Origin of the sequence: Xanthomonas euvesicatoria, assembly GCF_013112235.1 — a bacterium.
GTDB lineage: Bacteria > Pseudomonadota > Gammaproteobacteria > Xanthomonadales > Xanthomonadaceae > Xanthomonas > Xanthomonas euvesicatoria.
On sequence record NZ_JABFFS010000001.1, the window covers coordinates 4,469,769 to 4,484,786 of the forward strand.

Genomic DNA, 15,018 nt, shown 5'->3' on the forward strand with positions numbered 1-15,018 from the left:
TGCGGCCGCCATCACACGATGGCGGCCGCAGGATTGACGGCTAACAACGCGTGGTGGATCAGAACGCGTACCGCACGCCCAGCGTGTAACGCGGTTGCTGGTCGATCAGGCGGATGATCTGCTTCTCCGAGCGGCCGTGCCAACGTACGTCTTCACCGGTCAGGTTGATCGCCTCGAAGCCCACCGACAGCTGCTTGTTGAAGGCGTAGCTGACGCTGAGGTCGAACTGCTGATACGGCTCGACGTAGTACGGGTTGCGGTTGGCATTGTCCTGGTTGGCAGCGATCAGGTATTCGTCACGCCAGTTCCAGGCCAGGCGTGCGCTCCAGCCATACTTTTCGTACATCAGCATGACGTTGGCGGTGTCGCTCAAACCGAGCAAGGCAAACTGATCGCGATCGATCACGGTGTTATCGAACGCCACATCCCCTTCCACGATGGTGTAGTTGGCGTAGATGCCGAAGCCGGTGCTGCCGAAGAAGTACTGGCCGCCGAGTTCCCAGCCGTGGATGTTGGCCTTGTTCTGGTTGATCGGCCGCGACACATCGAACTGATACAGCGGGTCGGAGGCATTGCCGGCGATATCGTAGGCATTCTCCAACGCAAGGCTTTGCGCCGAACTGCCGTTGTAGGCGCTCAGCCCGCCGGTGGCAGCAGCATTGCGCAGCAGTGCCATGGCCGCAAACAGCGAGGTGTCGTTGGCCGAACACGCGCCCGCGACATCGTTGCCGGCCGCGCCCACCTGTGCGGCGCAGGCACCGCTTTGCAGGAACGCCAGCGCGGCCTGGGCATCCGGCCCCGAAGTGGGGTCGGTCAGTCCGTACAGCGATTCACGCGTGACGGTATTGCCGATGAAATTGCTCACGCGCTTGTTCCAAAACGTCGCCGACACATAGCTGGCGTCGGCGAAATACCACTCCAGTGCCAGATCGAGGTTGTCCGATTCCAACGGATCGAGCGTGGGCGTCTGCGAGTCGCCGCCGGCGCGGTTGGACGGGTTGATCAGGATCGAGCCGTTGGGCGTATTGGGCGTGGGTCCGGCGATGAGATTGTTGTACGGTGCGCGCGCGATGGTCTGGCCGAACGAGGCACGGCCTTTCAGCGAATCGGTGAAATCGATGCTGAAGTCCATGTTGGGGAGCACGTAGTTGTAGCTGGTCTTCTCGCTGAAAGGCTGCTGGTCGGTAGACCGGATCAACTGGAAGTCGTTGTTGGACAGCCACAGCAGCGCGGTGGGCGTGGCCACCTGCGAGGTGGACTCCACGTCGGTGCGCTCGTAGCGCAGACCCAGCCGCGTATTGGTGGTCATCCCGGCGATGGCACCGGCAAGTTCCAACTGCACGTAGGCCGCACGGGTCTTTTCTTCCACCCGGTTGTCTGCGGTGTATTGCGGGTTGTAGCGCGTGGTTGCGCCGTACTGGCTTCCGCCCCACAGCGCCAGCTGGTCGGCATCGCCACGCCACGCACTGGACGCCGCGCCGCTGGGATTGAAGTCCTTGAACATGCCGGTGATGCTCACCGGTTGCAGCAATGCGACCATGCCCGGCTCGTTGCCTGCATTGGCCACGCCCCAATCGCCCAGCGGCGAGTTGGTCTCGCTGACCCGGCGTTGCATGGTGGTGTTGGTCGAACTCACGCCAAACTGGAAGCGCCCGTCGTCGAAGTCGAACTTGCCGTCCAGGCGTCCTTCCTTGGTTTCGGTCACCTGCTTCTGATAGAAAATGCGCAGCACCTGCGAGCCGAGCTCGGCGGGCGTGAATGCGGGATTGACCACGCCATTGGTGTTTGCCAGCGAATCGGCCGCAGTGGGATACCAGGTGCGTGCGCCGATCGGCAAGGAATTGTTGAACCACAATTCCTGCCCCCATTGGCCGCCGCAGTACGGCCCATTGGTGCAGTTGTTGGTGCCGGCGAAACTGAAGTAGGTCGCGCTGCCGCCCGTGGTCGGGTCGTTGGGCAAGCTTTGCGTCTTGGAGTTATGCGCATCGAAGCTCAACTGGAAGCGGTCGCTCACTTGCCAGTCGGCATTGAAGCCCAGCGAGCCGAGCGTGTACTTCTGCTCGTTGCGCTGTTGTTCCATGCCGAAGTCCTTCGCGCCATTAGGCACATCGCGCAGATAGACCGGCGTGGCCACGGCCTGGCCGGTATCGAAGGTCAGATCGGTAAAGCTGTTGGCGCGCTGCAGCCAGATGCCCTGCTCGCCGCGCTCTTCGCGAATTTCGTTGGCCGAGTAGGTGTAATCCAGGGTCAGGGTCAGGCTGTCGGTCGGTGCGAACTGCATCACCGCCTGGCCGTTCATGCGTTCGCGCTGGAAATCGGCGAATGCGTAGCGCAGATCGTTGGGCATGCCATACAACTGGCCGATCGCCGGGGCATTGGTCACCACCGCGTCCGGGCGCAGTGCCGGGTCGGTACCGGTCCAACGCTGGATGTTCCAGGTGTTTTCGGTGGCTTGGACCGAACCGCCATGGCGCTTCTGGTAGCTGGCGCTCAGGCCGATACCGAAGGTCTTGTCCGGGTTGGTATAGCTGAAGATGCCCGACACTTCCGGGGTGAGCGAATCGCCGAAGGGCTCGGAGCGGTCGGACACCATCTTGGCACCGGCGTTGGCCACCACGCCATCGTGATTGAACGGCTTGTCGGTCTGGATATTGATCGTCGCACCGATACCGCCGCTGGGCGCCGTTGCGCGGCTGGTCTTGAACACCTCGATGCCGGTAATGGCTTCGGAGGCGAGCTGGGCGAAGTTGAACGCGCGCGTGCCGACATCCACGCCGCCGATCGGCGTCTGGCCGGGCGCACCGAACGCATCGGCACCGGGGATCAGGCGGCCGTTGAGGGTGACGGTGTTGAACTGCGGGCCGAAGCCGCGTGCGGTGACCTGCGCGCCCTCGCCATCACGGCGCTCGATGGAAATGCCAGTGATGCGCTGGAGCGATTCGGCCAGGTTGGTGTCCGGAAACTTGCCGATGTCTTCGGCGCTGATCGCATCCACCACGCCGGCGGCATCGCGCTTGATGCCCATCGATTGGTTGAGACTGTTGCGGATACCGGTCACGTTGACGGCATCCAGGGTGGTGGCGGAATCACTGCTGGATTGCGGCGCCGGTGCAGGCGGCGGAGCGACATCCTGCGCAAAAGCGGGATTGATGACCAACAGGCCACCAACGAAGGTGAACATGGCCTTCGACTTGAAGCTGTTCAACGTACGACGCATCGATGTGTCCTCGGGAGTGGAGTCCAACCGCCAACGGCCGGTATCGCGGCATGCGATACGGCGGAATCGTGGCCACTGCCCGACAGGCCGTGGCCAACGCTGCTGCAACTGCTGGAGCCACCAATCCAACGCCATGCATTTGTCGTGCGGGCGCAGCCGGCGCCTGGATCGGACATGTCCTGATGGCATCTCCATCCTTGCACCGCGCCACACGCACCACGCAACAACCGCTTGACGTTGTCTCAGTTGCCCTCGATCTGTCCCCTAGCACGCAGGCTGCCGATCGCCCCTTCGACCGTCGACCTGCGATGTGCGTGCACGTCTACCCGCCGCAGCAAAGGCGTTGCCACGCCATTGTTGCGTTTGTTGCAGGTTCTTTGCACGACGTGTCAGCCAGTGATAGCGCTAACATGCCGCGCAGCCTAGTCAGGGCATAAAGGGCTTGTCACCGTGCGTTGCAGCATAGTGATGGCTGTGCACTGTTACAGCCGATACCGCAGTCGCTTGAGCCCGCATGCGGTTTTCAATACTGGCGGGGCTGTAAGCGTTATCACGGCATTACGCAAAAACCGTCGGGTCGAACGGTGAAATTTGCACAATGAACGTGTCGCAATGGAGTCGAATACGGCGATTGCGCAAATCTGGGTTTACGAGCAGTGCCGCCCGTCTGGATTGCGCATGTCGAAGTCGGCGCTGCACAGGACGCGGCAACGCACTGCATGCGCCTGCCGATTGCACGTCACCTGTGTGTCAGTGCAGCGACATGCATTGCGCGCGAAGGAGACGGTGCACGCTTCGCAATCGATTGCGCCGCGTCCGGGCAGACAACGAGCGCACTAATTTGTCGTCGGGCGAACCCATCCTCATCGCACAGGAGCCACGTCGTCTGCTGCCGAGCGATGCCGGGCAACTGCTGCGCTCGCCCGGTGATCAACGCAGGCGCTTGTTTCCGTTTTCGTCGGCGGTTGCCGCACGCAGCCACCGACGCGACCGCGCTGCGGCCACGTCTGCACCCACGCCTCGCGCAATGCTCAGCCGCTCACGTCCGCGCGCGCGTCGCTGCGGTCGGCATCTGGCAGCACATGGTCCGGGTCCAAGGTGACGTGCAGCACTCTCTGGGTAGTTGGCACGGTGACTGTGGGGGTAGTGGTCTGCAGCCATGTTTCCACCGGAATGCGTCGGTCCAGGTGGCTGCCATCGGCCAGGTCCGCACGCAGGGTCGCCGGCATCACCAACTTCTGCCTGCTGCGCAATGTGACTTGCACTCCCTTGGCCGGGTCGTGGTCGACGTAATGCGCGTCGGCGATGCCCATGTCCAGCTGCCAATTGTTGAGATACCAGCCGCGCCACCACCAGGACAGGTCCTCACCGCTTTCGCTTTCCATCAGCCGGAAGAAGTCCGAGGGCGTGGGATGCTTGTAAGCCCAGGTGGCGATGTATTTGCGAAATGCAGGATCGAAACGCGCCGGTCCCAGGATCTGCTCGCGCAACAGCACCAGGCCGAGAGCACCCTTGAAGTAGGTCAGCGGATGGCGATAGGTCTCGCTGGTGGAATCTGCGTTATCCATCAACGTCGGCGCGTGGGTGTCGGCCAGTAACGGCAGGATTTCGTCGACCGGGTTGCCACCTTTGGGCGCATATTCCGAATCGCGCTTGGGCGCGTATTCGCCCTTGTTGAACGCATCCGATGCATACACGTCGATGAAGGTATTGAAACCTTCATCCATGAACGCATGCCGGCGCTCGTTGGAGCCGACGATCATCGGGAACCAGGTGTGGCCGATTTCGTGTGCGGTGATCCAGAACAGGTCCTTGCCGCCGTCTTCGAAACCATCGAAGACGATGCCCGGATATTCCATGCCGGCCCCATAGCCGCCCAGGTTGATCGCTGCCGGCCACGGATACGGATACCACTGCGAAAAATGTTCGATCGCGCCTTTGACGTATTCGGTAGAGCGGTTCCACTTGTCTGCGCCCACGCCTTCCACCGGGTACACCGACATCGCAAGCGCGTGCTTGCCGCCCGGCAAATTGATGCGCGCCGCATCCCAGACGAACGCCGGCGATGCGGCAAATGCGACGTCGCGGGTGTGATCCATGTGGAAGCGCCAGGTTTGCGTGCCCTTGCCCGCCGGCTTGGCCGTACCTGCGGTTACCTCGGCAGGCGTGCGGATCAGCACGGTGCGGTCGCTGCTGCGGGCGTGTTCCAGGCGTTGCTGTTCGGTGCGGCTGAGTACGTCCTGCGGATTGGTCAGCGCGCCGGAGCCGGCGACCAGAAAGCCCACCGGCACGGTCACGGCATAGTCGAAATTGCCGTACTCCAGGTAGAACTCCGATCCCAGATACGGTTGCGTGTCCCAGCCACGCAGATCGTCGTACACCGCCATGCGCGGATACCACTGCGCAATCTCGTAGATCTCGCCTTGCTTGCTGGCACTGACGGCCGTGCGCCCGCCCCAGGTGCCGGGAATCGTGTAGCGGTAACGGATGTGCACGGTGAGCGCCTTGCCCTGCCCGGCCAGCGGTTGCGGCAGATCCACCCGCATGCGGGTGTCGTCGACGATGAAGCGCGCCGGCTGGCGGCGCCCGCCTTGATCGATCTCGACGCTGGCGATCTGCATGCCATCGGTGAACTCCTTGCGCTTGAGCGGCCGGCTGGCGGCAGCGCGCGCATCGGCGCGGTAGATGTTCTGGTCCAGTTGCAGCCACAGCACGTCCAGCGTGTCGGGGCTGTGGTTGGTGTAGGTGATGGCGGCCTCGCCGCTGAGGGAATGCGTTGCCGGGTCGATGCTCGCGTTGAGATCGTAATCGGCGCGGTTCTGCCAGAACGCCGGGCCAGGTACGCCGCTGCCGCTGCGGTAGCTATTCGGAGCGTCGGGCAATTGCAGGGGCGCGAACAAGGCCAGCGGATCGAACACGCTCGCCGGCGCAGGCGTGGCAGCGGGAGCGGCGCGGGCTGGCGCGGCAGCGGCAAGCGCCGCCGCAGCGACGCAGGCCAGCGACAATGCAACGGTGAGTGATCGGCGCACGGTGGGGGTCATGCGAAATCCTGCGGCGGAGGGAATTCCCATCCTACGGCGCAGTTTGCCGCGCGCGGGAATGCCATTGGTCCCGGTTGCGGCTGCCTGAGGTTTGGGAGGTGGCCGCCGATGGCTGCTCTGGTGGAGGCCCAGTCACGCACCGCACGCGCAGAGCGCCCGCGCGACGCCGGCCCTCCCCGCTCGGCCCTCCCCGCTCGGCCCGGTGCGACGGGCCGGCTGGCCAGGCCGACTTACTCCGCCATCAGGCCACCCAATCGCAACGCCCCCTCACCACTGCGGCCCATGGCATCGTCCGGATTGCTCAGGCGGCAGCGGCGCAGCGACAGGCAGCCGCAGCCGATGCAGTCGGTGAGCTGGTCGCGCCAGGCCTGCAGTTCATTGATGCGCGCGTCCAGCTGGCTCCGCCAACGCGCCGACATGCGCGCCCACTCCGCACGCGTCGGCGTGCGTTGATCCGGCAACACCGAGAAGGCATCGAGCACCTGCTGCAACGGCACGCCTAGTCGCTGGGCCACGCGAATCACCGCGATACGCCGCAGCACATCGCGCGCATAACGACGCTGATTGCCGGCGGTGCGCAGGCTGCTGATCAAGCCTTTGCGCTCGTAGAAGTGCAGCGCCGACACCGCAACACCACTGCGCTTGGCGACCTCGCCCACGGACAACTCACGTTGCATTGCCTTGACCTCAACTTAGGTTGAGGCAGGATGCTGCGCGGCCTTCACCGGTGCAAGTAGCGGTGAAGGCTCGATACACGTTTCCTTCCTGGATCTTCGATGCCTACCGAAAGACCGATCACTGCCGCAGTGCTGTCCATCCAAACGCAGCCCACCTCCATCCTGGCCGCGCCTTACCGCGCGGCGACGCTGGGCATGGTGGCACTGGTGTCGCTCAACGCGTTCGAGTCGCTGGCGGTTGCCGCCGCCATGCCGACGGTGGCGCGCGAGTTGAACGGGCTGCCGCTGTATGCATTGGCGTTCGGCGGCGCGCTGGCCACCAGCGTGATCGGGATGACGGCGGCCGGACGCTGGAGCGACCGGGCCGGTCCTGGCGGTGCATTGGCTGCCGGCCTGTTGTGCTTTGTGGTCGGCCTGCTGGTCGCCGGCCTGGCACCGAGCATGCCGATGTTGATCGCCGGGCGCTTGCTGCAGGGGCTGGGGGCCGGCGCCTATTCGGTGGCCCTATACGTCATCGTGGGGCGGCTGTACCCGGAGGTCTTGCGCCCACGCGTGTTTGCCGCGTTTTCGGCCGGGTGGGTGGTGCCCTCGTTGATCGGGCCGGGCATCAGCGGATTGATCGTGCAGCACCTGGGCTGGCGCTGGGTATTTTTGTCGGTGCCGCTGTTGGCGATTCCGGCTGGATTACTGCTGTGGCCGGCGCTGCGCGGACAGGCCTGGACACGCGACCGGTCCGACGCGCCAACCGCCTCGATGGGGTGGGCTATCGGAGCGGCGATGGGCGTGCTTGGCGTGTATCTGGGCGGACAACTGCACGGCATGCTGGCGCCGGGCGCAATGCTGCCGGCCGTGTTGCTCACCGCGTATTGCGCCTGGCGCCTGCTGCCGGCTGGCACGTTGCGGCTTGCGCGCGGCTTGCCGAGCGTGATCGCGCTGCGTGGCATTGCGGCGGCCGCCTTCTTCGGCTTTGAAGCCTTTTTGCCGCTGCTGCTGTCGCGCGAACGCGGACTTTCGCCGCTGCTGGCCGGCGTGGCACTGAGCGTGGGTGCGTTGGGCTGGTTTGGTGGTTCGTGGTACCAGGGCCACAGCCGCGCCGGTTGGTCGCGCCCTCGCCTGCTCAAGAGCGGCGCGCTGTTGATGACGCTGGGCATTGCGATCAGCGCGGGTGCGGTGTGGCCGCCGATTCCTGTGCCGTTGGCAATTGCCGGCTGGGCGCTGACCGGCCTGGGCATGGGCCTGCTGTATCCCAGCCTGTCGGTGGTGATGCTGTCGCTGTCGCCACCGGCCCAGCAAGGCGCCAACAGCTCTGCCTTGCAACTGAGCGAAGCCATCGCGGTGGCGGCCATGCTGGCGCTGGCGGGCGCAGTGTTCGCCGCGCTGCTGACATCGGCCACGCGCGCCGCCTACCTGAGCGTGTTCGCATTGGCGTGGTTGCTGGCGGTGGCGAGCTTTTTTGTGGCGCGGCGGGTGTAATGGCGTCCGCGGCGACTACGCGGCATCGACGTGACGCCATACCACATTGCCGAGGCAACGTGGCCGGTCGATGGCAGCACGCGAATGAGCCCCAAGGCTTGGCGGGTCGCAACGACCGACGTGATCTCCAGGTTCACCACATGGAGAGGGTCGCTCGATGCCGGCCCGAGACCACAGCGTTACCAGCGCCGACCACTTTGCCGATCCTGCCGGGATCGCATGGACCCACACACGAAAAAAGTCCCCCTCGAACCGCTGGTCATTTTTTCGCCACCCATCTTGACAGCGTTGCAGGCCGGGGCCTGCACGTACTTGTCCACAGCCTTGTGCAACTTCCATCCACAGGGGGTGTGGAAAAGATGCGTCGCCTTGCATGCGCCTGAGGCCTTGCGCGGCGCTGGCGCATCTGTCATGCGCGACCAGCGGAGCCAACGCAGTGGCGTTGTCGCCGCCAGCCCCCCCTGGGCATGCCTCCCCACACCCGTCTGCAGGTGTGCCGCAAAGGACGGCCGGCTCCAATTAGCGGCACCGCTACTTCGCACTGGCGATGCACCCGCCGATACACATCAATCGGTGATGACGTGCGGCACGAAGCGCGAGGTGTCGCGGGTGATCGGGCCAGCGTCGTCGCGCATGCCCAATCCGGCAGGACGATCCGCCACAACCCAGCTGCCCACCAACGCATGGCGCCCGTCGAACACCGGCAGCGGGTGATGCGCCTGCAGAATCGCCGGGCCGTCCACGTACGGGCCATCGGTGTGCGCGGCCTCGCCTTGCGCCGTCACCAGCGCGATGTTGGCGCCCTCGCGCGACAGCAGCGGCTTGCGCACCCAGCCTGCGGTTGGTGCCTCACCGGCCTGCGCAAAGCGGGCAGGCAGCAGATTCGGATGACCCCGATGGCGGTCCCACAGCAGCGGCAGGATGCCCTTGTTGCTCAACACCGACTTCCATGCCGGCTCGATCAGGCGCACCCGGTCGGCGATCAATGCCGGCCCGAAGCGTTCTTCCATCATGAATTCCAGCGGATACAGCTTGAACAGCGTGTGGATCACCCGGTCCTGTTCGTCGGTGAACCAGCCCTCGGCGCTCAGGCCGATGTCCTCGATGGCCACTTCCTCGGTGCTGATGCCCACCTGGTGCGCACAGTCGCGCAGGTAACGCACGGTGGCGCGATCCTCCAGCGAATCGCGCACCGCCGCAAAATGCATCTGCGCGCCGATCGCGCCATCCACGGCCAGCGCGCCTAGGGTTTCGCACAGCAGGTCCTGGATCAGGTTGTACTGATCGGTTCCCTTGGGCAGCGCACCGCTGGCGATCTGCTGTTCCAGCCACAGCCACTGGAAGTAGGCCGATTCGTAAAGCGATGTTGGCGTGTCGTAATTGAGTTCGTACAGCTTGGCCGGGCCATCGCCCGAATACGCCAGGTCCATGCGGCCATACAGATGCGGGTCGCGCCCTTTCCAGGAGTTGGCGATCCAGTCCCAGTAGAACGGCGGGATGGCCAGCTGGGTCATCAGCGCTTCCGAGCCCACCACCTCGTCCACCAGCTGCATCGCCATGTCGTGCAACTCTTGCGTGGGCGCTTCGATGTCATCTTCGATCTGACGCAGCGAAAACGCGTAGTAGGCGCTTTCGTCCCAATACGGTTCGCCGTCGATGGTGTGGAAGTGGAAGCCCAGCGATTCGGCCTGCGTGCGCCAGTCCGCGCGTTCGGGAATCAGGATGCGTTGCATATCAGCCGCCGAAGCCCGAGCTGCGCCCGCCGCTGCCGAACGAACTGCGCGCCGCCGCGCTGGAACCGAAGCCCGAACGCGACACGGTGATGGCGCGCGTGGGCATGTCGATGGCGCCGCTGCGCCCACGCACCGTGCCAATGCGGTTGCTGGCCAGATCGCCATTGGGCTTGTAGTAACCGCCGCTGCGGTAATCGCGGTACAGCGGAATCGAGCCGCCATAGCGGTAACCGCCGCCGCTCATGTTGCCCAGCGCATAACCCAGCAAAAAACCGCCCATCGGCGGGATCCAGCTCTGCTGCCCCTGCGGGTTGGTGATCGCCGTGCAGCTGCCGAACTGTTCATCGCACTCGTAGCGCGTGGTGAAGCGCGGCGCGGCCTGCTGATGCTTGGCCACCGCCTCGTCGTAGGCCTTGAGGCATTGCTGGATATCGGACTGTTCCTGCTTGATCTGGTAACAGTCCGACGCCGATTGCAGCACCACACCGGTCTCCGGCTCCGAGCCGCAGCCGGTGACGAAGGCGGCCGGCAGCGCAGCCATCAGGGTGAGTTTGAGATTGCGTGATCGCTTCATGCCCGCGCTCCGTTACGGCGTGATCGCGGCGGCATTGATCAGCCCCACCGCGATCGACACGCCGGCCGAAAAGATACCGGCGGCGGTGATGTTGTCGGTGATCTGCCGCGAGATGCGCCCAGCCACCAGATTGGCCAGCAGGTAGGCCACCACCTGGATGCCGCAGGCCACCAGGCCCCAGATCAGGGCGTCGATCAGGCTCACCGAGTGGGTGATGGCCGAATGCAGCGGCAGCGCCACGCCGATCAGGTTGCCGGCCAGCGCGGTGGCCGCTGCCACATTGCCCTGCCGCAGCAAGGTGAAATCCTTATGCGGGGTGACCAGGGTCACCAGCACCACCGAGACGATCAGCACACCCAGACCGGTACCGAAATAGGAAAGAAACGCGAGAAAACTCTGCAGATTGATCGGATTCATGACAGGACCAAGGTGGGTGGAAGACGCGCGGGCGCGCTCAGGTGATATCCAGATCGGCAACGGTGACATCGATACCGACCGCATAGGTGACGCAGAATTCGTTGGGGCCGGAATCTTCGCCGGTCACCAGCAGGAATTCTTCGCGCTGCAGCTCCGGCACATCGCGGCTGTAGAGCATGGCGTAATGGGTCAGATCGCCATCGCGGCGCGGCGGCTGGTAGCGGTACAGCACTTCGTCGTAGGCGATCGGCGGAATCCGTGACGCGTCATCGGTGGATTGCGTTGCGCGCTGCCACTGTCTGCCGGCGTACTCGATCTGCGCCGCGCCCAGGTGCGGGTGCTGCATCACGAACTCCTGAAACGCCTGCTTGCTGGGCGGGTTCACCGTTTCGCAATACACGAAGGCCTTCATCGCTTCCAGATCGCCCCCCACGGTGGTGACCTGCAGGAACGCATCGTCGTCCAGGTAGAAGCGATGCAGCGCATAGCCATCGCCCAGATTGACGTGACCGTAGCAGGGAATGCCCTGGTGCCCGCCCGGCAACTCGGCGGTCATGGCCTCCGGCGCCATGCGGTACAGGGTGGTGTCGATCTCCACCTGACCACCGACACGCAGCCCCAGGGGCAGCGCGTGACCGATCGCGCCACTTCCGGAAGTGGGCAGCGGCGGCGGTTGCGGTTGACCGAACAACTTGCTGAAAAAACTCATCGTCAGACACCTTGTGGCGATGGGGGAAGGGAAGCTGCCTCGCTGCGCATGGCCTGCCAGGCGATGGCGTGCGCCGGCACGCGCTGCTCGGACAGGTAATACAGCATGGCACCGGCGGCGACGGCGGTGCGTGCTGGCGGGTTCAAGCGCAACGCGCCGTCGGGCGCGCGCAGGCCCAGCAGCAATGCGCCACGCTGGCCAAAATCGGCCGCAAGCCGGCTGTAATCCAGCGGTTGCACATTCGCAGGCACAACAAGACTGAACTGGGTGGGACCATCGTCCACCGACAGCAGCTCGGCGGTGAGCGCCGCACTGCCCGGATCCTGCGCCGCACGTGCCAGGATCTCGGCGGTCATCGGCCGCGTGCACTCGATGGCCGGGTAATGGCAGTTGACCAATCGGGCCGCGCTGGCCGAATCGAAGTGCGCCACGACATGCGCGGCCGGCGCATGCGCCATCAACGCGAACACCGCCGCCAGGGTCTGGTCGTCGGAGGGCGGGTTGACGATCACCCGCGCCGCGCCGGCAATGCCGGCACGCAGGTACACCTCGGTGTGCGTGTACGACTCGGCGGCGATGAAGCGCATGTGGTCGGGCATCGGGTTTTCCGCCACGCCCTCGGCGATCAGCACCACGCCTTCGTCATCGGTGGCGGTGTCGGACAGCAGCAATTCCAGCAGGCGCGTGGAGGCCGCGCCCTGCCAGCCGATCAGAATGGTGTGCCCGCGCAGGTCTGCATAGGCCATCTTGCCCATGTGGTGGCGCCTCCAGAAAGTGATGAGCACGCCGCTGGTCTTGGCCAGCACCGTGGCGAACAACGCCACCGCGCCCGGCATCAACACGAACGCGGCGATATAGCGCCCGGCCACCGAACCCGGCGACAGGTCGCCGTAGCCGATGGTGGTGGCAGTGGTCATGTAGTAGTACGGAAATGCGTCCAGGCCGACGAGCTTGTGCTCGCCGGCCCACAGCAGCAGCAACCAGCTCAGCCCCATGTGCGCCAGCAGTGCCAGCGCCACCATGCCCCAGCTGACGCGGCGCACGTGGCGCCGCAGGACCCGCAACAGCCGTCCAACGATGATCATGGCGCATCCTGTGCCGTGCGATGGATCAGCTGTCGCTGCGCGGAACCTGCTGCACGTCGCGCACCTGGCCAATCAGCGGCGCGGTGCCGCCGGCGTTCTCGTGACCCAGCTGCGCGGCCGGCTTCTTGAAGCGTGCCAGCACCGCAGCGGCGTTGGATTCGCCTTCCATCAGGCCGGCCGCCGCCAGGCGCCGATTGAGATCGCCATCGCCGGTGGACGCTTCGAGTTCTTCGGCCGATTCGATGCGCGCCGAGGTTTCGGCCTGGCGCGCCTTGATGCGCTCCAGCGATTCCAGCGCCGAGCCCATCTTGCTGCTGGCGCCGGAGTGGCGCGCGGCAATGGCGGCCTGCGCCTTCTGCACCGCGTCGGTGGCCTTGACCGTATCGATCTGCTGGCGCATGCCGCGCAGCTGGTTCTCGGTCTTCTGGATGGTGGCCTTGAGCGTCACCACCGACTGGTCCAGCGCGGCCTTGGAGGCCTTGTCGCCGGCATCCTCGCTTTCCAGGGCGGCCAGCTTGACCGCCACATCGTGTGCCAGCGCTTCATCGTTCTTGGCCAGCGCGCCTTCGATGTAGCGCGTGTATTCGGCCATCTTGCCGGCGCGTGCGTCGATCTTCTGCTGGGCCAGCTTGCTCTGCGCCATCAGCTTGGTGAGCTCTTCGCGCGAGCGCGTGAGCTGGGCGCCGGCATCGCGCATTTCCTGATCCAGGATGCGCAGCGCATTGGCGTCGACGGCCTTCTGGCCGGTTTCGTGTGCGGTACCACGCAGCAGCGTGATCAGCTTGGAAAAGATACTCATGACAACACGCCTTTAGGAAAAGAACGGCTTGAGAGATTCGGCGGCATCCAACGTATTGGCCGCCAGGGTCTGGATTTCTTCGTCGATCTGGTCGAGCGTTGAGGAGGCCGACAGTTCGCCAAACACCACGTAACGGTCCTTGCCGTCGACCTGGACCAGGCCCAGGTTGGACAAGGGGTTGAGCGGATTCAGGCGCAGGCAGGCGTCGTTGAAGGCGGCGCGGTCGTTGACGTGCTCGGCATGGGCCAGCAGCGTGGACACAAAAACCTGCGAGCCGGAAGCGGCAACCTGGATCTGCATGTCGCCGTGGTCGGCCAGGGTGAGATTGATGGCCGGCTCCAGGCCGTCGATCAGTTCGACCTGGATTGGCTGGCCACGGTAGCGCTCGGCCAGCAGGCCGTGCAATTCGACGGTGGTGTACTGCGTCATACGATGTCCTGTCCTTTGGTCATGCCGTGGTGGTGATGCAGCGAATGTCCTGCAGCGACCGGACATACTACAGACTGCCCGTGACCGGCAGAAAGGGCCGGAAGTCAGCTGGTCAGGCGCGCGGCAGGCGAGCAAACCGCCCGTTCAGCTGGCTTGTCGCCCCCTGCCGGGCGGCTGCCTCACGGATACAGCATCCGCTTGCTCCAATGGCTGGCCGCGTCGGCCTCGTAGCGCCAGCGCTCGTGCAGGCGGAACTTGGCGCCGTACCAAAACTCGAACGCCTGCGGCACCACCCGGAACCCGCCCCAACCATCCGGGCGCGGCACCTCGCGCCCTTCGAACGTCGCTTCGACCTTGGCAATGGCCGCATCGAACTCTTCGCGCGAACCCAGCGTCTGCGACTGCCGCGAGGCCCACGCGCCGATCTGGCTCATGCGCGGGCGCGAGGCGAAGTACGCATCGGATTCGTCCGCGCTCACCAGCTGCACGCCGCCTTCGATGCGCACCTGGATGCCGGCTTCGCGCAGGCTGCGCCATAGGAACAGCAGCGCCGCCTGCGGGTGGGTCTGCAGGTCGCGGCCCTTTGCGCTGTCCAGATGGGTGTAGAACACGAACCCGCGCGCGTCGAAGGCCTTGAGCAACACGGTGCGCGCGCTCGGCCGGCCATCCACGTTGGCGGTGGCCACGGTCATCGCGCTGGCTTCGGGTTCGGCGCTGTTCTGCGCCTCGGCATACAGCGCGGCGAAGGTGGCAAGAGCTTCTGCGTACAGATCGGTCATGACGGTGCGTGGCAGCCAGATGGACGCCTATTGTGGGCGCATCGCCCGCGCTTCGCCTATGCACCGCGATCCAATCGCCGAAACG

General features: G+C 65.0%; 12 protein-coding genes. 1 reads left to right on the forward strand and 11 read right to left on the reverse strand.

What is annotated here, in order from left to right; genetic code table 11:
• Positions 1 to 58 precede the first annotated feature (58 nt).
• The 3 genes from HLH45_RS19255 to soxR form a co-directional block, all read right to left on the reverse strand.
• Positions 59 to 3,217: a TonB-dependent receptor gene (locus HLH45_RS19255; protein WP_008573056.1), complete on the reverse strand. Its 3,159-nt coding sequence runs from the start codon at positions 3,215 to 3,217 to the stop codon at positions 59 to 61.
• Positions 3,218 to 4,248: 1,031 nt separating this feature from the next.
• Positions 4,249 to 6,258 carry a M1 family metallopeptidase gene (locus tag HLH45_RS19260; protein ID WP_008573058.1) on the reverse strand — a complete coding sequence of 670 codons (2,010 nt, stop codon included), beginning with the start codon at positions 6,256 to 6,258 and terminating at the stop codon, positions 4,249 to 4,251.
• Between the two features lie 230 nt (positions 6,259 to 6,488).
• Positions 6,489 to 6,935 carry a redox-sensitive transcriptional activator SoxR gene (gene soxR, locus HLH45_RS19265; protein ID WP_008573059.1) on the reverse strand — a complete coding sequence of 149 codons (447 nt, stop codon included), beginning with the start codon at positions 6,933 to 6,935 and terminating at the stop codon, positions 6,489 to 6,491.
• A gap of 99 nt (positions 6,936 to 7,034) precedes the next feature.
• Here soxR and HLH45_RS19270 point away from each other — a divergent pair, with 99 nt between their 5' ends.
• A complete protein-coding gene (locus HLH45_RS19270; RefSeq protein ID WP_008573061.1) occupies positions 7,035 to 8,408 on the forward strand; it encodes an MFS transporter in 1,374 nt (457 codons plus the stop codon).
• A 566-nt stretch (positions 8,409 to 8,974) separates the two neighbouring features.
• On the opposite strand, the gene HLH45_RS19275 is transcribed toward HLH45_RS19270, so the two are convergent.
• The 8 genes from HLH45_RS19275 to pdxH all read right to left on the reverse strand — a co-directional run bounded on the left by HLH45_RS19275 (position 8,975) and on the right by pdxH (position 14,933).
• Entirely contained in the window at positions 8,975 to 10,141 is a 1,167-nt protein-coding gene (locus tag HLH45_RS19275) for a glutathionylspermidine synthase family protein (protein ID WP_008573063.1), read from the reverse strand.
• Position 10,142: 1 nt separating this feature from the next.
• Positions 10,143 to 10,715, reverse strand: a complete 573-nt coding sequence (locus HLH45_RS19280; RefSeq protein WP_008573065.1) for a DUF1190 domain-containing protein — start codon at positions 10,713 to 10,715, stop codon at positions 10,143 to 10,145.
• 12 nt (positions 10,716 to 10,727) lie between these two features.
• Positions 10,728 to 11,132 (reverse strand): DUF350 domain-containing protein, encoded by a 405-nt coding sequence (locus tag HLH45_RS19285; protein WP_003489536.1) that lies wholly within the window; start codon positions 11,130 to 11,132, stop codon positions 10,728 to 10,730.
• 37 nt (positions 11,133 to 11,169) lie between these two features.
• Complete coding sequence (locus HLH45_RS19290; RefSeq protein WP_171309888.1) at positions 11,170 to 11,847, reverse strand: YjfK family protein; 678 nt, start codon at positions 11,845 to 11,847, stop codon at positions 11,170 to 11,172.
• Positions 11,844 to 12,926: a potassium channel family protein gene (locus HLH45_RS19295; RefSeq protein WP_046931902.1), complete on the reverse strand. Its 1,083-nt coding sequence runs from the start codon at positions 12,924 to 12,926 to the stop codon at positions 11,844 to 11,846. Before HLH45_RS19295 ends, HLH45_RS19290 begins: the two co-directional genes overlap by 4 nt.
• A 25-nt stretch (positions 12,927 to 12,951) precedes the next feature.
• Positions 12,952 to 13,725, reverse strand: a complete 774-nt coding sequence (locus HLH45_RS19300; RefSeq protein ID WP_008571713.1) for a PspA/IM30 family protein — start codon at positions 13,723 to 13,725, stop codon at positions 12,952 to 12,954.
• Positions 13,726 to 13,737: 12 nt separating this feature from the next.
• On the reverse strand, positions 13,738 to 14,154 hold the full coding sequence (locus tag HLH45_RS19305; protein WP_007965635.1) for a YjfI family protein: 417 nt from the start codon (positions 14,152 to 14,154) through the stop codon (positions 13,738 to 13,740).
• A 179-nt stretch (positions 14,155 to 14,333) separates the two neighbouring features.
• Complete coding sequence (gene pdxH, locus HLH45_RS19310) at positions 14,334 to 14,933, reverse strand: pyridoxamine 5'-phosphate oxidase (RefSeq protein ID WP_008571714.1); 600 nt, start codon at positions 14,931 to 14,933, stop codon at positions 14,334 to 14,336.
• Between the last annotated feature and the right edge of the window lie 85 nt (positions 14,934 to 15,018).

Coding starts and splice junctions, on each gene's coding strand:
- HLH45_RS19280 (WP_008573065.1), bottom strand. CDS start 10,715: ATGAAGCGATCACGCAATCTCAAACTCACCCTGATGGCTGCGCTGCCG.
- HLH45_RS19270 (WP_008573061.1), top strand. CDS start 7,035: ATGCCTACCGAAAGACCGATCACTGCCGCAGTGCTGTCCATCCAAACG.
- HLH45_RS19275 (WP_008573063.1), bottom strand. CDS start 10,141: ATGCAACGCATCCTGATTCCCGAACGCGCGGACTGGCGCACGCAGGCC.
- HLH45_RS19260 (WP_008573058.1), bottom strand. CDS start 6,258: ATGACCCCCACCGTGCGCCGATCACTCACCGTTGCATTGTCGCTGGCC.
- HLH45_RS19300 (WP_008571713.1), bottom strand. CDS start 13,725: ATGAGTATCTTTTCCAAGCTGATCACGCTGCTGCGTGGTACCGCACAC.
- HLH45_RS19285 (WP_003489536.1), bottom strand. CDS start 11,132: ATGAATCCGATCAATCTGCAGAGTTTTCTCGCGTTTCTTTCCTATTTC.
- pdxH (WP_008571714.1), bottom strand. CDS start 14,933: ATGACCGATCTGTACGCAGAAGCTCTTGCCACCTTCGCCGCGCTGTAT.
- soxR (WP_008573059.1), bottom strand. CDS start 6,935: ATGCAACGTGAGTTGTCCGTGGGCGAGGTCGCCAAGCGCAGTGGTGTT.
- HLH45_RS19295 (WP_046931902.1), bottom strand. CDS start 12,926: ATGATCATCGTTGGACGGCTGTTGCGGGTCCTGCGGCGCCACGTGCGC.
- HLH45_RS19305 (WP_007965635.1), bottom strand. CDS start 14,154: ATGACGCAGTACACCACCGTCGAATTGCACGGCCTGCTGGCCGAGCGC.
- HLH45_RS19255 (WP_008573056.1), bottom strand. CDS start 3,217: ATGCGTCGTACGTTGAACAGCTTCAAGTCGAAGGCCATGTTCACCTTC.